Genomic DNA, 20,619 nt, shown 5'->3' with positions numbered 1-20,619 from the left:
CGCCGTTCAGGCGGGAGACGGTCGGTGGCTCCGGTGAGTACCAGTCTGGGAGAGCGGCGGGGGTGCGTCTCGCACTCCGGCGCACGCGCATCCGTTTTTCGCGCACGACGCGCGGCGGGAGGCGGCGGTCTCATCCACGCCGAGAGGGCGTCATCCCGCTCAGCGGTGACCCGGCCGTGACCGATGTGTCAGCTCGACGGCCTGGCGGACGTCTCGTCGGCGTATCGGGCGAGGAACGTCTCGACGGCGCTGCCGACGGTGGCATCGACCTCTTCGTCGCTCGGCGACCACTCCTGCAGCAGGAGCTGCGGCCAGAGGACGAAGTTCGAGATCATGCCGAGGAACTCGGTCGTGGCGCGGACGACGTCGGCGACCCGCAGAAGTCCGTGTCGCGCTTCGGAGTCGATGTAGTCGCGCACGAGTTCGAAGAACGGCTGCTTGCCGAGATCGAACTGGATGCGACCGAGGTCGGGGAAACGGGGGGCCTCCGCGATGACCATGCGGTGCAGCCCGGCCATGCCCGGCCGCCGCAGGAGTCGCGCATAGCGAGCCCCGAGGGCCGCGAGCCCAGAGCGCGGGTCTCCGGCGGGCGGCGGCGTGACGGCCTCGTCCGACCCCGCGTCCCAGAACTGCAGCACGATCGCTTCGAACAGGTCGGCCTTGGTGCGGAACTGCTTGAACATCGTCGCGGTCGAGACGCCCGCTCTCTCGGCGACGCGGGCCAACGAGGTCTTGTCGTAGCCGAGTTCGATGAAGAGCCCGGTCGCCGCCCGCAGGATGGACGCGCGTTTCTCGAGCGCGACCTTCTGGTGGTACGTGGCTGCGGGCGGCTCCATGTGCCGAATCTATCAGAGGTGAGTGACTTGACTCACCATCAGGGTCGGCCTACCTTTGGCGAGGTGAGTCGATCGACTCACCATCAACGAAGCGCACGAAGCGCACGAAGCGGTGGCAGGAGTCGGCGAGAGGACTCGGCGATCCGAGACCACGACGGGAATCACGAGGAACACACGATGACGATCCAACACCGACACCTCGGCAGGGGGCTCGAGGTGTCAGCCCTCGGGCTCGGCACGATGGGCATGACGATGGCGTACGGTCCGGCCGACGAGGAACGGAGCATCGCGACGATCCACCACGCCCATGATCTCGGCGTGACGCTCTTCGACACGGCCGAGCTCTACAACGGGGCGGATCCCGGCAGCAACGAGCGGCTGCTCGGAGCCGCGATCCGTCCCTTCCGCGACGAGGTCGTGGTCGCGACGAAGTTCGGCTACGACGTCGACGCCGACCAGTCGGCCGGCGCGGTGCTCGACAGCGGGCCCGATCGCATCCGGACGGTCGTCGAGAACAGCCTGCGGTACCTCGGCACCGATCGGATCGACGTGCTCTATCAGCACCGCGTCGATCCCGACGTCCCGATCGAGGACGTCGCGGGCGCCGTCGGCGAGTTGGTCGACGCCGGAAAGGTGCTCCACTTCGGGTTGAGCGAAGCCGGAACGGACATCATCAGGCGTGCACACGCCGTCCAGCCCGTCACGGTCCTGCAGAGCGAGTACTCGATGTTCGAGCGGGGCATCGAGGCGGTCCTGCCCGTCATCCGCGATCTCGGCATCGGGTTCGTCGCCTATTCGCCGCTCGGCCGCGGCTTCCTGACCGAGGCGGTGAAACCGGCCCACCAGTACCCCGCCGACGACATGCGGCGCTGGGATCCTCGCTGGCAGCCGGGGAATTTCGAGCGCAACGCCGACGCCGTCGAGCGACTCGCCGAGGTGGCGACGGAAGCCGGGCTGTCGCTCCCGCAGTTCGCCCTCGCATGGCTACTCGGCCAGGGGGACGACATCGTGCCGATCTTCGGCACGCGGAGCCCCCAGCGGGTCGACGAGAACGTCGTGGCGGCGACGGCGCGGATAGCGCCGGAGCTGATCGACCGGGTACGCGAGATCCTCCCCGAGGGCGCGTACGGAAGCCGCTATGCCGACGGTCACCTGCCGGAGTGGGAGACGGCGTCGTGACGCCCCTCGTCGCGGTGTTCGGAGCGTCCGGTCAGACGGGACGGCGCGTCGTCGATCGGCTCGTCGAGGGCGGGCGCGATGTGATCGCCCTCGGCCGATCGGTCGATGGCCGCTGGGGCAGCGCGCCTCACGTCCGGACATCGACGGTCGACCTGGCACACGTGGAGAGCGCGGAGCTCGTCGAGCTGTTGGAGGGCGTGGACGCGGTCGTGTTCGCGGCCGCCGGCGACCCGGAGCGCGTCGATCGGGACGGGGCGATCCGGGTGATCGGGGCGGCCGAGCGGGCCGGGGTGGCGCGCTTCGTCCTCCTCACCGGCATGGGTGTCGGCCGCTCGAGGCCCGCGGCGTTGTACGGCGGGTTCTGGGACTCCTACTTCGGAGCGAAGGAGGAGTCGGAGCGCCGCTTGCGGGCCTCCACGCTCAGCTGGACGATCATCCAACCGGGCGAACTGCTCGCGTCGCCGGGGTCGGGCCGCGTCGCCCTCGCCGCGACCGGCGCGCTTCCAATCGGCGCGGTCAGTCGCGACGACGTAGCCGGAGTGATCACGGCAGCACTCGAGAACGCCGCGAGCGCGGGCCACACCTGGGAGCTGGTCCGCGGCGACGACCCGATCGCCGACGCCATCGCTCGAGCATCCGCCTGACCCCCGAGCCCCTGAACACGTCTCTCGTGCATGCGCTTTCGAGCACAGAGGACGTGTTCAGGTGCGTCAGCGCAGGGTGCTCAGCGCACCTTCTCGGCGGTGAACTGCAAGCGGGGGTGGGCGTAGAACTCCTGCGATTCGATGAGTTGCAGCTCCCGCTGCCCCGAGCGGTGGGTCGTGTCGATGAGGTCGAAGATGCTCGACGCGGTGCGCTCGAGAGCGACGGCCGCGTCACCGGTCTCGCGGTAGTGGGCCGTGAAGAGCGCCGCCGTGACGTCGCCGGAGCCGTTGGCCTTGAGCGGGAGCATCGGGGTTTTCACGATCCAGGCGCCGTTGTCGTCGACCGCGAGCATCTCGATCGTGTCCGGCTCGCGATCGGGACGCTCGACGCTCGTGACGAGGACGGTCCGCGGCCCCATCTCGCGAGCGAGATCGACCGACTCGAGCGTCGATTCGAGCGTCGAGGGGTCGGTGCCCGTGAGGAAGCCGAGCTCGAACTGGTTGGGCGTGATGAGGTCGGCGGCGGGGACGACGCGCTCGCGCAGGAGGACGGGGATCTCGGGAGCGACAAAGCACCCGGACTTCGCGTTGCCCATGACGGGGTCGCACGCGTAGATCGCGGAGGGGTTCGCCTCCTTGACGCGCTTCACGGCGTCGACGATGACGTCGCCGATGCCGACGCCGCCCTGGTAGCCCGAGAGGACGACATCGATCTGCGGGAACACACCGCGCTCCTCGACGCCCGTGATGACGGCGCGCACGTCCTCCGGGTCGATGAGCGGTCCGCGCCACGCGCCGTAGCCCGTGTGGTTCGAAAAATTGACCGTGTACACAGGAAGGACCTCGACGCCGATGCGCTGGAGGGGGAACACGGCGGCCGAGTTGCCGACGTGTCCGTAGGCGACGGCTGACTGGATCGACAGGATCTTCATGTGCACGGTTCCTTGCTCGCAGAGGAGGCCGGTCGACGCCGGCTCACGGGATGAGAAAAATCGTACGCCCTCACCGGCGCTCGCCCAGCGATCGCCCGATCACGCCGAGACGCTTCCCCGCCCCCGAGCCGCCGCCGCGCTCGCGGCGGGCGTGAGGTCCAGCCGCCGGAGCAGTTGCGCGTTGAGCGCCACGACGACGGTCGACGCCGACATGAGGAGCGCGCCGACCGACATGGGCAGGACGAACCCGACGGGGGCGAGCACTCCCGCGGCGAGCGGCACCGAGAGGAGGTTGTATCCGGCGGCCCACCAGAGGTTCTGGGTCATCTTGCGGTAGCCGGCGCGTGACAGCTCGATGACCGACAGCACCGAGCGGGGGTCGTCGGAGGCGAGGACCACTCCGGCCGAGGCGATCGCGACGTCGGTCCCCGCGCCGATCGCGATGCCGACATCGGCTTGGGCGAGCGCCGGAGCGTCGTTCACCCCGTCGCCGACCATCGCGACGGTCCGGCCCTCGGCCTGCAGTCCGGCTACCGTCGACGACTTGTCCTCCGGACGCACACCCGCGTAGACCCGGTCGACGCCGAGCTCGTCTCCGACCGAGCGCGCGACCGCCTCGGCGTCCCCCGTGATCATCACGACCTGGACCCCGATCGCGTGCAACGCGTCGACGGCCTCACTCGACTCCTGGCGGACCTCGTCGGCCAACGCGAAGGCACCGACGACGAGGCCGTCCTCGACGACGTGCAGGACGATGCGACCCTCCCGCTCCCAGTCCTCGAGGCCGGCGAGAGCGTCGACGCCGTGCGACCGCAGCAGGGCGGGGCCACCCACGCTCACCGAACGGCCGGCGACGGTCGCGCTCACGCCGACGGCGGTGGAGGCGCGGACGTCGGTCGCGGTCGGCACGCTCACGCCGCGGTCGGCGGCGTGCCGGACGATGGCACGGGCGAGCGGATGCTCGCTCTCCCCCTCGGCCGCCGCGGCGACCGCGAGGACGTCGTCGGCGGACCGGCCGTCGGCGACACGGATGTCCACGACCGTCGGCTCGCCCTTCGTGAGCGTTCCCGTCTTGTCGAACAGGACGGTGTCGACGTTCCGCATGGACTCGAGCGCGAGCCGGTCGGTCACGAGGACACCGCCACGCGCGGCGCGCTCGGTCGCGATCGAGACGACGAGCGGGATGGCGAGCCCGAGGGCGTGGGGGCACGCGATCACGAGGACGGTGATCGTGCGGATGACGGCCTCGTCGGGCATGCCGAGGAGCGACCACGCGATCGCGGTCAGGACGCCGGCCCCGAGCGCGAACCAGAACAGCCACGCCGCCGCGGTGTCCGCGAGTCTCTGCGCACGCGACGTCGAGTTCTGCGCCTCTTCCACGAGGCGCCGGATGCCCGCGATGGCCGTGTCGTCACCGACCGCGGTGACCCGCACGCGCACCGAGGAGTCGGTCGAGACCGTGCCCGCGACGACAGCATCGCCCACGCTGCGCCCGACGGGGCGCGACTCGCCCGTGATCATCGACTCGTCGACGTCGGCGGCCCCCTCGACGACGACGCCGTCCGCCGGGATCCGCCCGCCGGGACGGACGATGACGACGTCGTCCGGACGCAGGTCACCGGGCGCGACGGTCACGATGGTGTCGCCTTCGACGCGCTCGGCCTCATCGGGGAGCAGCGCGGCGAGCGACTCGAGCGCGGAGGCCGACTGAGCGAGGGACCGCATCTCGATCCAGTGCCCGAGCAGCATGATCACGATGAGGAGCGCGAGCTCCCACCAGAAGTCGAGGGCGTGGTCGAGCAGGCCGAGGCTCGCGCCCGACGATGCGACGAACGCGACGGTGATCGCGAGGGCGATGAGGAGCATCATGCCCGGCCGCCGACGCCGGAGCTCGTCCACGGCTCCCGTCAGGAAGGGTGACCCGCCCCAGACGAACATGGCGGTGCCGAGCACGGGCGAGACCCAGGCGAGCGCGGCGACGTCGGGCAGCTCGTAGCCGAGGATCATCGCGAACATCTCGCTCAACGCGACGACGGGCACCGCGAGGACGAGCATCACCCAGAAGAGCCGCCGGAACCGGGCGACGTGATCGCCGTGGCCCGCGTGCCCGCCGTGCCCCGCGGGCGCGTCGTGGCCGGCGTGCCCGCCGTGTCCGGCGGGCGCGTCGTGCATGGCGTGCGCATCGTGTCCAGCATGCGCATCGTGCGCCGCCTGCTGGTGATCGATCCGATTCGGGGAGTCGTCAGTCATGGGATTCCTTCCGTCACGCGCCGCAACAATACCCCCATAGGGTATATTCCCGACGTGATGTCCGGGATTCCTCAGGCCCTGTTGCGGCGCGCCAACTCTTGGAGTATCTCGCGCTGGTGCACCGGCCCGCCCCCCTCGTGGCCGTTGAAGGGATAGACGCGGATGCTCTTCTCGCCTGCGTAGTGGTTGTAGGCCGCGAAGACCGTCGATGGGGGGCACACCGCGTCGCGGAGGCCGACCGAGAAGAGAGCCGGAGCCGTCGCACGGGCCGCGAAATTGACGCCGTCCATGTACGAGAGCGTGCGGAAGACGTCCTCCTCCTCTCCGCGTCGCGTCTGCAGATAGGTGACGAGCTCGGCGTACGGCGGGGCGTCCGTGAGCGACACCGCGCGCCGGACGGCGCTCAAGAAGGGGAAGTCGATGAACGCGGCACACAGCCCGGTGCTGAGCGCCGCCGCCGCGAGTGCGATGCCACCGCCCTGGCTGCCGCCCCACACCGAGATGCGGTCCGGGTCCACGTCCGGATGCGCCCTCGCCGCGTCGATCGCGAGGACGGCATCCGTGAAGACGCGACGGTAGTAGTAGTCGGACGGGTTCTCGATCCCGTCCGACACACGACCGGAGGCGTGGGGCGCGCTCCCGATCGGGTCGGTGGTCGAACCGGGATAAGCCCCGCTGCCCTGACCGCGCGCGTCCATGACGAGGACGGCGGATCCCGCGCTCGGCAGGAGGGTGTGCTGGTGGGCGAGCCCACGTCCCGAGTTGTACCCGATGTATTGCACGACGCAGGGAACGGGTCCGTCCAGTCCGCGCCGACGGAGCAGCCAACCGCGCACCTGGTGCCCCTCGAATCCCGCGAACGTCACGTCGTCCACGAGCACGCCGTCGAGTCCCGTGTCGCCCGGGGCGACGGCGTCGAACCGCGGGCGCCAGGCGAGTTCGCGCGACTCCGCGAGCGTCGCTGACCAGAAGGCGTCGAAGTCGGCGGGCTCCTCCCGCTCCGGACGGAAGCGCTCGAGCTCGTCGAGGGGCAGATCGAAGTGGGGCACGGTGTCCTTTCAGGCCGCGGACGGTCGACCGACCGACGTCCGGATGTGGGCGCGGGTCGCCGCGAATGCGGCACGACGGACGTCATCGACCCCGGGGTACTCGGTGTGGCCCGCCGGCTGGACGTCGAGCTCGAGGGCCGCTCCGTCACCGCGCGCCTCGGCGAGCGCCACGGCGTTCGCGACGGCGAACTGCCCCGGTGGGGGAACGTGGCGATCGACGAGGGCGCACTCGACCCGCACTGGCACGCGGACGAACCCGGCGGCCGTCGAGGCGTCGACGAAACGCAGCACGTCCCGCCCCTCGGGGTGTTCCTCTACGTACCGTCTGACCTTCTCGCCGCTGCCCTCGCACGAGAGGCCGAGGCGCACGTCGTACTGACCGAAGGTCGGCACGATCAGGGTCGCCCCGACCAGCCGATCGTCCCAGGGGAGCGCGAGCGCGCCGATCCCTCCGCCGAAGCTCTCGCCCACGTAATAGAGCGGGAGATCCCCGGCGATGGCGCGGAGTGCGGACGCCGCATGCCAGAGGTCGACCGCGCACCGACCGAGCACGTACGTGTCGACGGACTCGATTCCGAAGAGGACGTGGCCGTCGTCGGGGGTCGGAGCGCCGACGCCGGCGTTGAGGACGCCCTGCCCTCGCGCGAGGGGGAAGAACACCACGGCGTCGTCCGGCACGCGATCGACGTTTGGGGCCTCGCGTCCGCCGTACCCGTGCCCGTGGACGACTCCGCAGGTCGGCTCGAGTCCGTCGACGGTCGTGGCGAACCAGCCGCGCAGACGCAGTCCGCCGGAGACGACGTGGTCGACCTCGAAGACCTCGCGCCCGCCGGACATGCCGACCGACGTCGGCCGGGGATCGGGATCGACCCGAAGTGCGTCGCGGTACCAGGAGCTCCAGAGCTCCGCGAAAGCGCTCGGGGGCTCGACGGGCGGCACGGCGAGGAGGGCCTCGAGGTCGTACCCGTAGCTTCCGTCATCCGCCGGGGCCGCGCTCGCGACGCTCACGACGCCCGCCGGCCGGGCCGCGGCGTCGTGCCAGACTGGGCTGGCCACCGAAAGGAGTCACCGTGCTGGTCGCCGAACGCCGTTCCCGCATCATGGCGGAGGTCCGACGCCGCGGTTCCGCCTCGGTCTCCGAGCTCGCCGGGAGCCTCGGCGTGAGCGAGATGACGATCCGGCGTGACCTCGACAGCCTCGCCGCCGACGGCCTCCTCGACAAGGTCCGCGGTGGCGCTCGCACCCCGCGCGGCGGCGACCGGCTCGAACCCGACGCCTCGGCGCGAGCGCGGCAGAACCGCGACGAGAAGGCCGCCATCGCGCTTCGCGCGGCAGAACTCGTCGAGCCCGGCATGTCCGTGGGGCTCGGGGGCGGCTCCTCCACGTGGGCCCTCGCGACGGAACTGCGCCGCATCCCGGACCTCACGATCGTCACGAACTCGATCCCCGTCGCCGACGTGTTCGCGCGACCGGATCGCGCCGACGAGCCCTACACGCAGACCGTCGTTCTCACGGGCGGCGTCCGGACGCCGACCGATGCGCTCGTCGGACCCGTCGCGGTCGCGTCGCTCGAACACCTCCACTGCGACATCGTCTTCCTCGGTGTGCGGGGGATGGACCTGACCGCCGGCCTCACGACATCGAACCTGCTCGAGGCCGAGACCAATCGGGCGCTCGTCGCCGCGGGCGCCCGCGCCGTCGTCCTCGCCGATCACACCAAGTGGGGAGCCGTCGGGCTCACGACCATCGTCGACCTCAACGAGGTCGCGCTCATCGTGACCGACTCGGGACTCGCCCCCGAGGCGCAGGAGTCCTTGCGCGCGCACGTCGTGGACCTCTGGGTCGCGCCGCTCACGGTGCCCGCCGCGACGAGCGCGGAGGACTGACGCGCGACCTCCCTCTCGAGGAGCGACGGCGGCCGGGCCGGGCTTCACCGGGTCGTGCTCGCGCGGATGACGACGTGGGCGTCCACGACGATGTGACGAACCGGAACGTCGGCGCCCGGAGGAGCCGACAATTGACGCTCGAGCTCCGCGAACGCCGCCCGGACGATCCCCTCGTCGTCAGGAGCGACCGAGGTGAGTGCCGGCACGGAGAACCCGGCGCCGTGCACGTTGTCGATCCCGATGACCGCGACGTCCTCCGGCACGCGCAGCCGCGCCTCGTGCAGTCCCGCGAGCACGCCGAACGCGACGGAATCGTTCGAGCAGACGACACCATCGAACGCGACGCCGGACGCGTGCAGTCTGCGGAGCGCGGCGAGGCCCTCCTCTGGCGAGAACGCGTCGACCGGTGTCACGAGCCCCGGTTCGTCGGCCAGTCCCAAGCGCGCGACGGCGTCGCGATAACCGGTGAATCGCTGGTCGGCTGCGTCCGATGGCCGCGAGAGTCGCGGGCCGATGAAGGCGATCCGGGAGCAGCCGACGGACGCGAGGTGCGAGGTCGCGAGATCGGCCGTCGCGCGGTTGTCGATCGAGACGTGTGTGAACGGGCTCACGGCGATGTGCTCGCCGAGGAGGACGAGCGGGCCGGGGGCCGTGCGACGAGTGAGGTCCCCCACCGTGAGCGACCGCGGGATGTGGATGAGCCCGTCCGTGGCGGGCAGCCCGACGCCGTTGGCGACGTCGACCTCCCTGTCGTGGTCTCCCTCGGTCTGCTGGATGAGGATCGACAAGCCGCGGGCCTCGGCCCCCCGGACGAGGAGCGTCGTGAGCTCGGCGAAGTACGGCTCCTCGAGGTTCGGGACGGCGAGCGCGATGATGCCGGTGCGCTCGCGCCGGAGGAGCGGGGGTCTCCGCCGTGCTGCCGACGGGTGATCGGTCATGGCTGCGCTCCTCGACGAGGATCGTCCGTCTCCCGCTCGGGACAGACCGGATCGATCGGTTCTGGAGGCTACGGTATCGCGGCGCACGTCACTCCTGGACTCGGAAGGCGACGACGCGGGCTTCGGGCGCGCCGTTCGTCGTCTCGACGACGAGACGTGCGGCGCGGAGGGCGCCGAGTCCCTCGGGGAGCGCGTGCCGCCGACGTCGTCTGCGGTTCTCCGTCTCGGTCGCCACAATGGTCCACTCGTCGTCCGCGGCACCCTCGACGAGAAGCTCGACACGGTACGAGCGCACGAGCGTCGGCATCACGAGGTGCGGGCTCCGATGGTGGTGGAGCGTGTTGAGCTCGACGTCGGGATCGTCGTCGAACACGAGGGACACCTCACGCGCGCGTACCGCCTCCGACCAGTCGAGCCGCAGCCAGGCCGTGGAGCCGCCGAGGGGCTCGGACGCCCACAGGTTCGGGCCTCCGTACGGACGGCCGAACCCGCTCACGGCGCGCTCCGGGGCGAAGGCTTCCGTCACGGTTCGCGAGCGGAACACGATCGAGCGACCCCGCAGCGGCTTCGTCGGCCACTGCACGAGGAGCTCGTCGAGGCTCACCTCGACGTTCTGGTCGTCGGCGTCGAGAGTGCGGACGAGCGTGAGCACCCCTGGTGGGAGCTCATCGGTCGTGAAGACGGTGACGCCGGGCTGAGCGCGCAGGACGATGACGGCGTTCTGCGGCCGGCCCGGCACCCACGCGACGGGGACCGAGAGCCAGCGGGCGGCCCCTGCTCCGACCGCGACGGTCGTCGCGCTCTCCCGGTGCTCGGGGACGGCGTTCTGGAGCTTCCCTGTCGACCACACCTCGACGACGAGGTCCGTGTCGCGGTCGGACTCGACGAGCAGTTCGATCCCGTCGAGAGCGGGGTGGACGGGCACGACGATCCCGAGATCGTTGTCGAGGGCGTGGGGAGCGACCTCGACGTCCTCCGCGACACCGATCGTCTGCCGCCTACTCGAGGCCGAGACACCGGCGATGCGCGCGAGGTCCGTCGCGTCGGTGTTCGCGATCCCGATCACGGGGGCATCCTGCCGGAGGAGGAGCTGCCGCAGGTCCTCGCGGTGCTGTTCGTAGAGGCCGCGCGGAGTGGTGCCGCGGTCGAGCAGGAGGGCGGCCGCAGCGCCCGCGGCCTCCCCCATCGCGGCGCACGTCGCCATGACGCGCGCAGCGCCGAAGGCGATATGGGTCGCCGACATGTCGCGGCCGGCCATGAGCAGGTTCTCGACGTCCGCCGAGTACAACGAGCGGAACGGGATCTCGAAGACGCCGTTGGAGAACCGCTGGACGGCTCCGGCCCCTTCCGCGTACATGCCCTTCGCGGGGTGCAGGTCGATCGACCAACCGCCGAAGGCGACGCCGTCGTCGAAGCTCGACTGCTCGAGCACGTCACGCTGGTGGAGCGTGTAGTCACCGACCAGGCGGCGGTACTCGCGCTTGCCGGGGACGTTCCCGATCCACTCGAGATCGAGGGTGTCGGCGTCGAACTCGCCGGAGTTCTTGATGTAGTCCCAGATCCCGAGGATCACCGAGCGGAGCTCGTCGCGGATCCGCTCGTTGTCGTCGACGATGTCGAGCTCCCCTCCCCACTCGACCCACCAGTAGTGAGCGCCGCTGTCGCCGCTGCGGATGACGCGTGATGCGGGAATCGGGGTGTCTCGGATGTCCTTCGCGGAATCCGGTGCGACGAAGCGTACGGGCCGACCGACGTCCTTCGTGTAGAAGAGGAGCGTTGAACCGAGGAAGGTGCGCTCGGCCTCGACCGGGGCCCACTCCTCGTCGAACTCGCTACGCGCCTCCTTGCCGAGACGCGCTCGCGCGCCGGCGAGGTGGCCGACGAGGCCGTCGCCCGTGCAGTCGAGGAAGACGGGAGCGACGAACGTCGTGAGGATCTCGGCCCCCATCGTCCACCCGGTCACCGAGGTGATGCGGCGAGCTCGGTCGCGCCCGTCGCCGTCGCTCCCCTCGACGGACACGTCGCGCACGTCCGTGTTGAGGAAGAGCGAGATGTTCTCCTCAGCTCGCACGGCGTCGAGGACGACGTCGTCCCAGTGGACCGGGTTGCCCTCCGGGTTGCGGTACTGGTTCTCGAGGTAGAGCTCACCGATGATGCCGCTCTCGCGCGCCCAGCGCTGATTGCCGTGCGCCGTCGCCCCGCACACCCACACCCTCACCTCGGAGGACGAGTTCCCGCCGAGCACGGGTCGGTTGTTCACGAGGGCGACCCGCCGTCCGAGTCGCGCGGCGGAGATCGCCCCCGCGACTCCGGCGAGGCCTCCTCCGACGACGACGACGTCGACCTCGACCGTCTGTGTGCGCATGCTGGGTGTCCTTCCTGGGCGGGAGCCGGGCCGCTCGGCGGCCCGACTGCCTCGGTGTTCTGTCGTTCCTCGATGGGTGCGGGACTGTCACTCCACGGCGATCGCCTCGATCTCGAAGACGCGGGCGACGTCGGTCGCCGACGTGGAGGGGTCGGTGATCAGGAGTCGGACCCCGTCGACGACCGTTCCTCCGACAGCCGAACGGACGAGCCGTTGAGTGTTCGTCGTGTATGAGCCGACCGTCGTCCACCCGGCGGCCGAGTGGACCTGGATCTGGAAGGCGCGGAGGACGGCACTCGTCCCCGTGTCGGCGCTGTAACCGCTTCGGACGCGGACCTCGTCGAGCGCAGTGGGCTCGACGAGCGTCAGCCGGATCGACGGGTTCGTGTCGCCCACAGCGGAGATCCACCGACTCGCGTCGGTGCACACGCCGTCGACCGCGAGTTCCGGCCCGGTGTCCGCACGCATGCTCGACGATGCGATGACCGTCGCCCCGACGGCGACGTTCGTCCCGCCCGGATCGCCGCGGAGCGCCGAGACGATGTCGGCGAGGGGGACGGCCGGCCCGATCGGACCCGATCGGGGCAGACCGGCGCGCACGACCACGGCAGGAGCCGCGTTGGGCGCCGTGAGATAGACGACGTCGGCGCCGTCGGTCGACCGTGTCTCGGCGCGCAGTCGCTGCTGTCCGAGCCGCTGCTCCCCCACCGTCGCGAACGTCCAGCCGGAGGCGCCGTCGATCCTCTCGGCGACGACGGCTTGGCTGCGGAGTTCGCCGCACACGTGCGCCGTGACGACGGTGTAGACGCGCGTCGACGTCCCGGCCCGCGTCACGTCGATCGCCGCGGAGGTCGCGACGTCCGTCCCGAGAGCGGAGACGTCGACGAGCGTCTCGCTCGACCACGCCGACCCCGTCCAGCGTGCGAAGAGCGCGTCGTACGCCGACTGGTCCTTCTGCACGAATCGGTAGGCGATGCCAGCGAGCGATGTTCCGTTGAGCGCGAGTTTCGCCGATTGGATGGCCGGCGTGTAGCTTCCGATGGTCTCACCGGACCCGAAGGCCCGCCACACGACGGATCCGCCGGAGCTCGGTGTGACCGGTGTCGCGACCGTCGTCCCCCCGACACCGCGCACGATTCCCGTCGCCGGGTCGTAGACGGCGTAGGAACCGAGGTGCCTCGCCGGGTCGGCGGGGAACGGACCCCACTCCCAGAGCACGTGGACGCGACCGTCGGACGACACCTGGAGGTCATCGGGGTAGAAGGCGTAGCCGGCGGCCGCCGCGATCACCTTCTCCCGCTCCCAGTGCCCGGCATCGAGGTCGTAGTGGTAGAGGACGCCCTCGCGAGCGCCGTCGGCGTCCGTCCCCGTGCGGACGAGGAGCCACGCATCGCCGTCCGGTCCGCGAGCGGTCACCGGGTAGGTGATGTCGATGTCGAGGTCGGGCATCTGGGCTGTCCTGTCGACGAGGGTCGTGACATCGCCGGAGACCGTCGAGCGGAAGTAGTTCCACTGCTCGTTGTGCATCGACACGAAGGCGTGGATGGAGCCGTTCCCGTCCACGACGATCGACGGCTGGTTGTGGCCGTTGTCGTCGGCGAACGTGGAACACGCTGCGCCGCTCGACGCGCGGAGACACCCCTCCGTCCACACACCGGCGGCCGTGCGCGACGCGAGGTGGACCTCGTGCTGCGACGCTTGTGCCGCCGGGGCGTTGAAGGCGAAGTAGGTGACGCCGCCGACGAGGTCGATGGGCTTCCACCACGCCGCCTGGTTCGAGCTGTCGACCCGGAACGGGAGGGTCTCGGTGTTGACGGTCGATGTCGCCGTGGCGGCGACCTCGACCGCGGTCGCCGGGTTCGGCGTCGCGGACGCCGTCGCCGTCGATGCGGCTCCGGCCAGGCCGGTGATGGCGACGACGGCCAGCGCGCGACGCACTCCGATAGAGCGCACGGCTCAGCCCGCCAGTTTCCGGGCCGCGGCGCCGGCTTCCTTCATCGCGTCCTTCGGCGACGACGATCCGACGAGGACCGCCTGCACGCGGTCGGCGACCTCGGCCTCGATCTGCGAGTAGGCCGTGAACGCCCAGAGCGGGTTCGCCGTCGCCGTCGCGGTGATGCGCTCGCTGAACTGGGTGCCGAAGACGTCGGAGGCGATCGCGTCGGAGGAGAGTGCGTCCTCTGTTGCCGGCGGAAGACCCCGGACGGCGTAGTCGGCGAGGATCGTGTCGAGGTCGGAGGTCGCGAACTGGGCGAAGTCCCCCGCCGTCGCCGCTCCGGAGCCGCTCACGACGGCGATCGCGCCACCCCACACGAGGGCACGCGGGGTGTCGCCCGCCGCGAGGACGGGACGCGACACCGGGACGAGTTTGCTGCCGAGGTCGGGGTCGGGCGATTCCCCGGTCACCGCCCCACGACCGACGGGAGCGTCATCGTAGATCGCGGCGCGGCCCTGGGCGAAGAGCGACCGGGCATCGAAGCGATCGACGTCGGCGGCGATGAGACCCTGGTCGTAGAGGCTCTTGTACCAGGCGACCGCCTCGATGCTCGCGTCATCGCCGATCGTGATCGTGTCACCGTCGACGAGAGGGCTGCCGAAGGTCTGCATCCAGATGAGGATGTCCTTGAGCTGGGCGGCCTTCGTGGAGGCGGCGTACGGAATGAGACCGCCGCCGAGACCCTTGAGGTCCTTGAGCGTCTTCTCGAAGTCGTCGATCGTGGTCGGGAACGCATCGGGCGCGACCCCGACCTTTCCGAGGATCTCGGAGTTCGTCACGAGGCCGATCGCGCCGATCGTCCACGGGAGGGCGTACTGCACGCCGTCGAACGTCGCAGCGGTGAGGGCCGCGTCCGTGTAGCCGCGACCTTTCGCGAGGGAGGAGAGGTCCTGCAGCTTGCCCGTCGCCGCGAGGCTGCCGAGCCACGCGACGTCGACGTGCGCCGCACCGGTGAACTGACCGCCCGTGACCTGGAGCATGAGCTGGTTGATGTACTCGTTGTAGGGGAAGGCCGTCGGCTTGACGCTCACGCCGTTGGCCTTCTCGTAGTCGGCGATGATCGCCTCGAGGGCCGGCTTGGCCGCCTCCTCCGTGAGGGACCAGGACGCGAACGCGAAGTCGGTCGGGTCTGCGCCGTTCAACCCGGCGGCTCCCGAAGCTGCGCCCGACGTCCCTGTCGGTGAACAGCCCGCGAGGGCGACGGTGGCGGCGCCGAGCCCGAAGAGCTGGAGCGCTCGGCGCCGGGTGAAGGCGGGGTTCGGCAGCGGTGAAGCGGACATGGGTGTCCTCCTTGTCGAGGCGGTGATGGTGAGAGAAGCAGGTCGTGCAAGCGGAACAGTGTGGTGCGGCGGGGCGATCGGCGGGTGCGGTTCGGCGGTCAGCGGGTGCGGTACGGCGGTCAGCCCTTGACCGCGCCGGCGGTCATGCCGCTGACGAGGTAGCGCTGGAGGAGCATGAACGCGATCGCGACGGGCAGCGAGACGACGAGCGACGCAGCCATGAGCTCCGGCCAGGCCGTCGCGGCCTCACCGACGTAGGTGTTCACGAGGCCCGGAGGCAGGGTCTGCTTGTCGGGTCCGGCCAGGGTGAGGGCGAAGATGAAGTCGTTCCAGCCTCGGACGAACGCGAACAGGCCGGCGGCGACGAGGCCGGGGGCCGCGAGCGGCAGCACGATCGAGTGGATGGTGCGCAGTCGCGAGGCGCCGTCGACGCGAGCAGCCTCGATGAGCTCGTCGGGGATCGTGTCGAAGAAGCCCTTGAGCATCCAGACGCACAGGGGAAGCGTGAATGTCGTGAACGAGAGCACGAGCGCCGTGTACGTGTTGAGGAGGCCGTAGGCGCTGAACACGCTGTAGAGCGTCACGAGGAGGAGTGCTTGCGGGAACATCTGCGAGGCGAGGACGAAGTACATGAGCTGGCGGCGCCCCCGGTAGCGGAACTTCGAGAACGAGTAGCCCATGTAGGCGGACACGAACACGGAGAGGACCGCGGTGACCACCGACACGATGATGCTGTTCTGGAGGTACGTGAACAGCTGCGGGTTGGCGAAGAGCGACGTGTACGCGTCGAGCGTGATCTCGGTCGGGATCAGTTTCGGCGGATAGGAGAAGACCTGATCTCGCGGGGTGAGCGAGGTCGCGAGCAGCCAGTAGACCGGCAGGAGTGCGAAGCCGCCGCACACGATGACCGCGATCCAGGCGCTCAATCGCACCGAGGGGCGTTCGGAACGGAGTGCGGAGGCGGCACGACGACGCGGTCGGGACACCTTCGCCGGGGCGGCGGGCATGGTCTCGGGGGATGACGGTGCCGGAGGGAGCGCTGTACTGGTCATCGCTTCTCTCCCTTCTCGGAGAATCGGACGTAGACGACGACGAGCGCCATGAGGAGGACGAGCCAGAGGAGCCCGAGCGCGCCGGCTCGACCGAGGTCGAAGCCATGGAACGCCGTCTCGTACACGGAGGTCGCGAACGTCTCCGTGGTTCCGGCCGGTCCCCCGCCCGTCAGGACGTAGATGATGTCGAAGTGCTGGAAGTTCCAGATGAACTCGAGGAGGACGACGAGCCCGATGATGCCGGAGAGCTGCGGCACGGTGATGGAGAAGAAGCGGCGGATGGTCCCGGCGCCGTCCATCTCGGCGGCCTCGTGCAGCTCACGCGGGACCGTCTGGAGTCCGGCGAGGAGCATGACCATCATCCAGGGGAACGACTGCCACGTCTTCGCGACGATGACCGCGAACATCGCGGTTCCCGGCTGGGCCAGCCACGCCTGCGGCTCGATGCCGAACGGCTCGAGGATCGCGTTCATGACGCCGTAGTTGGCGTTGAAGATCCACATCCAGAGGAACGAGACGACGACGCCCGGGACGAGCCACGGGATGAGCATGAGTCCACGCATGATCTTCGTGCCGCGGATCTGCGTGTTGAGGGCGAGCGCGAGGGCGAAGCCGATGACGAACGGGGCGATCGTGGTCCCGAGCGTGAAGACGAGTGTCTGCTGGAGCAGCTGGAAGAAGTTCCCCTGCAGGACGTCGATGATGTTCTGCAGGCCCACGAACTCACGTCCGGGAAGGACGAGGCTCTGCTTGAAGAAGGCCGTGACGAGTGCGGAGACGAGGGGGTAGGCGACCACCACGGCCATGAGCGCGAGCCCGGGCACGACGAGGAGGATCGCGAAGATCCCGTCCCCGAGGCGCTGGGGCTTCGATGAGAGCGAGGCACGCAGAGACTTGGTGTGACTTTTGTTCGCTTGTGTTAACTCGGGTGCTGTTGTCATGTCACGTCCGTGTGAGGCTTTCCTCGGCTCTGAGGGGCAGTCGGGCCCGAATGAAGCGGCGGTGGCCGCGATCGACTCGACCCAGCATCGCGGCTCCACCCCGACAGGGTCAATCGCGGTCGGTAACGTTTCGGTCACGGGACGTTAACTTATGTTTGTTTGTGTTCATTTCACGCCGAGGTGAATGCTCACAACACAAAACGCGGGCCCGGCTCGAAAGCCGGACCCGCGTTTCGCGGTACGTGAAGCGGTGTGACTAGCGACCGTCGGAGAGGACGTAGCCCTCTTCGCCGTGGACGACCGTGTCGATGCCCGCGAGCTCGTCCTCGTTCTTCACACGGAAGCCCATCGTCTTCTGGATGACCCAGCCGATGACGAACGCGAGGACGAACGAGTAGGCGAGGACCGCGAAGGCCGCGATCGCCTGGACGATGAGCTGCGACGCGTCGCCGCCCATGAAGAGGCCGGTGCCACGGGCGAAGAAGCCGAGGTACAGCGTTCCGATGAGGCCGCCGACGAGGTGGATGCCCACGACGTCGAGCGAGTCGTCGAAGCCGAGCTTGAACTTGAGGTCGATCGCGAGGCAGCAGACGGCACCGGCGATGAGGCCGAGGACGATCGCCCAGATCGGGTCGAGCGAGGCGCACGCCGGGGTGATCGCGACGAGGCCCGCGACGGCACCGGACGCGGCGCCGATCGAGGTGGGCTTGCCGTCCTTGATCTTCTCGACGAGCAGCCAGGCGAGGAGCGCGGCGGCGGGAGCCGCGATCGTGTTGACGAACGCGAGGGCCGCGGTGCCGTCGGCCGCGAGCTCGGAGCCGGCGTTGAAGCCGAACCAGCCGAACCAGAGCAGACCGGCGCCGAGGAGCACGAACGGCGGGTTGTGGGGGACGTGCACGCCCTTCTGGAAGCCGACGCGACGACCGAGGACGAGAGCCAGGGCGAGGGCCGCGGCACCGGCGTTGATGTGAACGGCGGTTCCACCGGCGAAGTCGATCGCGCCGACGCCGAAGACGTCCTGCAGACCGTGGGTGATCCAGCCGCCGTACGCGAAGGAGCCGTCATCGGCGAGGCCGAAGTTGAAGACCCAGCTCGCGACGGGGAAGTAGACGAGGGTCGCCCACACTCCCGCGAAGACCATCCACGCACCGAACTTCGCACGGTCGGCGATCGCACCGGACACGAGGGCGACGGTGAGGATCGCGAACGTCGCCTGGAAGGCGACAAAGGCGAGCGGCGGGTAGGCCGCGTCCTCCGGCGTCTCGAGCACGTTCGAGAGCCCGAGAGCACCGCCGTCGATCGCCCACGGGAAGAGCGTGCCCTCGGCGCCCGGGAACGCGATCGCGTACCCGTAGAGCACCCAGAGGACACCGATGAGCCCGAGCGCACCGAAGCTCATCATCATCATGCTGATGACGCTCTTCGCCTTGACGAGACCACCGTAGAAGAACGCCAGGCCCGGTGTCATGAGCAGCACGAGGGCGGCAGCGATCAGAATGAACGCAGTATTTCCTTGATCCATTGAGAAGACCCCTAATTCGCTAACGCGCTACTTGACGCGTGCTCACATGGTGTCGGACTCATGTTTCAGCCGTTGTCGCGACCGTGTTTCGCGGTTGTTACAGATTCCACAGGCATCATCTCGGCACGTCGCCGAGTGTCCCGGCGATGTACGTCGGCCCGTCCGGACCCACGACCGTGAGTTGGAACTGCTGCGCGAAGCCCTCCGGGTCGGCGTCCGCGAGGTCCGGTTCGCGAAGCCGCGCGTCGAGGGCGGCCCCCTGTTCGGCGTCGAGATGCGCGACGAGGAGCTGCGGCCACATCGGTCCCTCGGTCGGCGACTGGAGGATGAACTCGGCGGTCGGGTACTCGGCGGCGATGCCCGCGATCGTCTGGATCGCCTCGACTGTGGTGCGCTCCGGGACGTGCACGATCATGAGGTGCTCGCCCGACCCCTGACTGTAGGACGCGCCGTCCGAGAAGGGGTACGTCGCGGCGATCTCACCGAACGTGTCGCCGAAGTCGACGGCCGGGTCGATCCGCACGGACGCCCATCCGCCGGAGACGACGGTCGAGCGCACTCCCGGCAGGCCCTCGACCCTGAGCACGCCGGTGAGGACTCGCTCGACGTCCTCCGTCGGATGAACCGTGACCCGCCACGGATCCTCCGTCATCGTGTCGAGATCCGCGTCGTAACCGGCGCCCGCGCGGACGAGATCGACGATCGCGTCACCGGCGAGTGCCGTCGCGAGTGCGTGCGCCGCCGCCCCGATCAGAAGCACGTCGCCGTCGTCGGCCGTGGCCGTGACGGACACCACGACGAGCCCGTCGAAGGACTCGACGGCGTCGACGCCGGGCAACCGCTCGAGCTCCTCCTCGAGCTCGACGGTCGACGAGGAGGACGGCGGGGCCGTCGGACCGCCGGGGCCGCCAGGGGCGATCGGCACGAGCGCGCACCCCGGCACCAGGAGGAGGGTCGACAGGGCGAGCACGATGCTCCGGGAGAGGGACCCGCGCCGTTCCACCGTCATGCGTCGATCCTGGCATGCCCTGCAGCGGGAGGGTGCCGGAAGCGGTCAGCGCGGCGAGGGCGCGTTGGGCCTCAGCCGTGCGCGAGGAGTTCGAGCCCGATGACCGCGAGGCCGAGCACAGCCTCGGCGAGCAGGACGATGAGGCGTTGCCCGACCGGCAGCTTCACCCGACGAACGGCGAGGAAACCGATGGCGACGAGGCTCACGATGAGGGCGACGGCGCTCGCCCGGAGCGCGGCGAGCACCGTCCACACGTCGAGGGCCGCGAGCCCGAGGAAGACGAGCGGCAGCACGAGGACCGTGACGGCGCCCATGCTCACGCCGGCCATGTGGCGCAGCTCGTCGGACGTCGGCATGGCCTCGTGGGCCGCGATGTGCGAGACGAAGTCCGCGACGAAGACGGCGAGGAGGGTGCCGACCACGGCGATGAGCAGCGTCGTGGCGGCTTCGCCCGGCGTGGTGTCGTGCGCGTGCGACACGAGCGCGAGGACGACCGCGAGGCTCGTGAAGGTGACGTAGACGCGCTCCTTGAGGCGCTCGGCGCGCGCACCGGGTTCACCCTCAGCGGTCGCGGTGCCGCGTCTCGTGGCCATATCGCCACCCTACCGGCGCGACGACCGCGCCACCGGGGCCTCTCGCTCGTCGCCAGTCGTCCGCCGAGCCTCGTCCGCCCCGCGCCGCCGACTCGACTCTTGACAGCGACGAAAGGCTCTCGTTATGGTCGTGCTCATACGTAGTAC

General features: G+C 69.9%; 17 protein-coding genes. 3 read left to right on the top strand and 14 right to left on the bottom strand.

Annotated elements, in window-relative coordinates; genetic code table 11:
* Positions 1–188 precede the first annotated feature (188 nt).
* Positions 189–836 carry a TetR/AcrR family transcriptional regulator gene (locus tag ELQ90_RS15790; RefSeq protein ID WP_128496261.1) on the bottom strand — a complete coding sequence of 216 codons (648 nt, stop codon included), beginning with the start codon at positions 834–836 and terminating at the stop codon, positions 189–191.
* Positions 837–1,013: 177 nt separating this feature from the next.
* On the opposite strand from ELQ90_RS15790, the gene ELQ90_RS15785 reads away from it, so the two are divergent.
* Both ELQ90_RS15785 and ELQ90_RS15780 read left to right on the top strand, forming a co-directional pair.
* Positions 1,014–2,015 carry an aldo/keto reductase gene (locus ELQ90_RS15785; protein WP_128496260.1) on the top strand — a complete coding sequence of 334 codons (1,002 nt, stop codon included), beginning with the start codon at positions 1,014–1,016 and terminating at the stop codon, positions 2,013–2,015.
* Positions 1,997–2,659, top strand: a complete 663-nt coding sequence (locus ELQ90_RS15780; RefSeq protein WP_128496259.1) for an NAD(P)H-binding protein — start codon at positions 1,997–1,999, stop codon at positions 2,657–2,659. The genes ELQ90_RS15785 and ELQ90_RS15780 overlap by 19 nt, the downstream gene beginning before the upstream one ends.
* Before the next feature lie 80 nt (positions 2,660–2,739).
* Here the strand turns inward: ELQ90_RS15780 and pdxY are convergent, their stop codons facing one another.
* From pdxY to ELQ90_RS15760, 4 genes are all read right to left on the bottom strand, one after another.
* Complete coding sequence (pdxY, locus tag ELQ90_RS15775) at positions 2,740–3,591, bottom strand: pyridoxal kinase PdxY (RefSeq protein WP_128496258.1); 852 nt, start codon at positions 3,589–3,591, stop codon at positions 2,740–2,742.
* A gap of 99 nt (positions 3,592–3,690) precedes the next feature.
* Positions 3,691–5,841: a heavy metal translocating P-type ATPase gene (locus ELQ90_RS15770; protein WP_128496257.1), complete on the bottom strand. Its 2,151-nt coding sequence runs from the start codon at positions 5,839–5,841 to the stop codon at positions 3,691–3,693.
* A 71-nt stretch (positions 5,842–5,912) separates the two neighbouring features.
* Positions 5,913–6,890: an acetylxylan esterase gene (locus ELQ90_RS15765; RefSeq protein WP_128496256.1), complete on the bottom strand. Its 978-nt coding sequence runs from the start codon at positions 6,888–6,890 to the stop codon at positions 5,913–5,915.
* A 9-nt stretch (positions 6,891–6,899) separates the two neighbouring features.
* Positions 6,900–7,946, bottom strand: a complete 1,047-nt coding sequence (locus ELQ90_RS15760; RefSeq protein WP_243696223.1) for an acetylxylan esterase — start codon at positions 7,944–7,946, stop codon at positions 6,900–6,902.
* Positions 7,947–7,960: 14 nt separating this feature from the next.
* On the opposite strand from ELQ90_RS15760, the gene ELQ90_RS15755 reads away from it, so the two are divergent.
* Positions 7,961–8,776, top strand: coding sequence for a DeoR/GlpR family DNA-binding transcription regulator (locus ELQ90_RS15755; protein WP_128496255.1), 816 nt, complete (start codon positions 7,961–7,963; stop codon positions 8,774–8,776).
* Between the two features lie 44 nt (positions 8,777–8,820).
* Here ELQ90_RS15755 and ELQ90_RS15750 read toward each other — a convergent pair whose 3' ends face one another.
* The 9 genes from ELQ90_RS15750 to ELQ90_RS15710 all read right to left on the bottom strand — a co-directional run bounded on the left by ELQ90_RS15750 (position 8,821) and on the right by ELQ90_RS15710 (position 20,472).
* Positions 8,821–9,714 (bottom strand): LacI family DNA-binding transcriptional regulator, encoded by an 894-nt coding sequence (locus ELQ90_RS15750; protein WP_128496254.1) that lies wholly within the window; start codon positions 9,712–9,714, stop codon positions 8,821–8,823.
* A gap of 88 nt (positions 9,715–9,802) precedes the next feature.
* Positions 9,803–12,079 carry an FAD-dependent oxidoreductase gene (locus ELQ90_RS15745; RefSeq protein ID WP_128496253.1) on the bottom strand — a complete coding sequence of 759 codons (2,277 nt, stop codon included), beginning with the start codon at positions 12,077–12,079 and terminating at the stop codon, positions 9,803–9,805.
* An 87-nt stretch (positions 12,080–12,166) separates the two neighbouring features.
* On the bottom strand, positions 12,167–14,032 hold the full coding sequence (locus ELQ90_RS15740; RefSeq protein ID WP_243696222.1) for a BNR-4 repeat-containing protein: 1,866 nt from the start codon (positions 14,030–14,032) through the stop codon (positions 12,167–12,169).
* A gap of 3 nt (positions 14,033–14,035) precedes the next feature.
* A complete protein-coding gene (locus tag ELQ90_RS15735; RefSeq protein WP_128496252.1) occupies positions 14,036–15,355 on the bottom strand; it encodes an ABC transporter substrate-binding protein in 1,320 nt (439 codons plus the stop codon).
* A gap of 119 nt (positions 15,356–15,474) precedes the next feature.
* Positions 15,475–16,407, bottom strand: coding sequence for a carbohydrate ABC transporter permease (locus ELQ90_RS15730; RefSeq protein WP_128496251.1), 933 nt, complete (start codon positions 16,405–16,407; stop codon positions 15,475–15,477).
* Positions 16,404–17,348: a carbohydrate ABC transporter permease gene (locus ELQ90_RS15725; protein WP_243696221.1), complete on the bottom strand. Its 945-nt coding sequence runs from the start codon at positions 17,346–17,348 to the stop codon at positions 16,404–16,406. The genes ELQ90_RS15730 and ELQ90_RS15725 overlap by 4 nt, the downstream gene beginning before the upstream one ends.
* A 256-nt stretch (positions 17,349–17,604) precedes the next feature.
* On the bottom strand, positions 17,605–18,870 hold the full coding sequence (locus ELQ90_RS15720) for an ammonium transporter (protein WP_128496250.1): 1,266 nt from the start codon (positions 18,868–18,870) through the stop codon (positions 17,605–17,607).
* A gap of 115 nt (positions 18,871–18,985) precedes the next feature.
* Positions 18,986–19,879: a hypothetical protein gene (locus ELQ90_RS15715; RefSeq protein ID WP_128496249.1), complete on the bottom strand. Its 894-nt coding sequence runs from the start codon at positions 19,877–19,879 to the stop codon at positions 18,986–18,988.
* Positions 19,880–19,950: 71 nt separating this feature from the next.
* Positions 19,951–20,472, bottom strand: coding sequence for a hypothetical protein (locus ELQ90_RS15710; protein ID WP_128496248.1), 522 nt, complete (start codon positions 20,470–20,472; stop codon positions 19,951–19,953).
* Positions 20,473–20,619: the final 147 nt, after the last annotated feature.

It is taken from the genome of Labedella phragmitis (genome assembly GCF_004078635.1).
Classification (GTDB): Bacteria; Actinomycetota; Actinomycetes; order Actinomycetales; family Microbacteriaceae; genus Labedella; species Labedella phragmitis.
Note: the sequence above shows the minus strand (reverse complement) of the source record. Positions and strands in the feature narration are given on the sequence as shown.

Excerpts from the sequence above, each read along its gene's own strand:
- ELQ90_RS15790 (WP_128496261.1), bottom strand. The coding sequence starts at position 836 with ATGGAGCCGCCCGCAGCCACGTACCACCAGAAGGTCGCGCTCGAGAAA.
- ELQ90_RS15785 (WP_128496260.1), top strand. The coding sequence starts at position 1,014 with ATGACGATCCAACACCGACACCTCGGCAGGGGGCTCGAGGTGTCAGCC.
- pdxY (WP_128496258.1), bottom strand. The coding sequence starts at position 3,591 with ATGAAGATCCTGTCGATCCAGTCAGCCGTCGCCTACGGACACGTCGGC.
- ELQ90_RS15770 (WP_128496257.1), bottom strand. The coding sequence starts at position 5,841 with ATGACTGACGACTCCCCGAATCGGATCGATCACCAGCAGGCGGCGCAC.
- ELQ90_RS15750 (WP_128496254.1), bottom strand. The coding sequence starts at position 9,714 with ATGACCGATCACCCGTCGGCAGCACGGCGGAGACCCCCGCTCCTCCGG.
- ELQ90_RS15745 (WP_128496253.1), bottom strand. The coding sequence starts at position 12,079 with ATGCGCACACAGACGGTCGAGGTCGACGTCGTCGTCGTCGGAGGAGGC.
- ELQ90_RS15735 (WP_128496252.1), bottom strand. The coding sequence starts at position 15,355 with ATGTCCGCTTCACCGCTGCCGAACCCCGCCTTCACCCGGCGCCGAGCG.
- ELQ90_RS15730 (WP_128496251.1), bottom strand. The coding sequence starts at position 16,407 with ATGACCAGTACAGCGCTCCCTCCGGCACCGTCATCCCCCGAGACCATG.
- ELQ90_RS15725 (WP_243696221.1), bottom strand. The coding sequence starts at position 17,348 with ATGACAACAGCACCCGAGTTAACACAAGCGAACAAAAGTCACACCAAG.
- ELQ90_RS15720 (WP_128496250.1), bottom strand. The coding sequence starts at position 18,870 with ATGGATCAAGGAAATACTGCGTTCATTCTGATCGCTGCCGCCCTCGTG.
- ELQ90_RS15715 (WP_128496249.1), bottom strand. The coding sequence starts at position 19,879 with ATGACGGTGGAACGGCGCGGGTCCCTCTCCCGGAGCATCGTGCTCGCC.
- ELQ90_RS15710 (WP_128496248.1), bottom strand. The coding sequence starts at position 20,472 with ATGGCCACGAGACGCGGCACCGCGACCGCTGAGGGTGAACCCGGTGCG.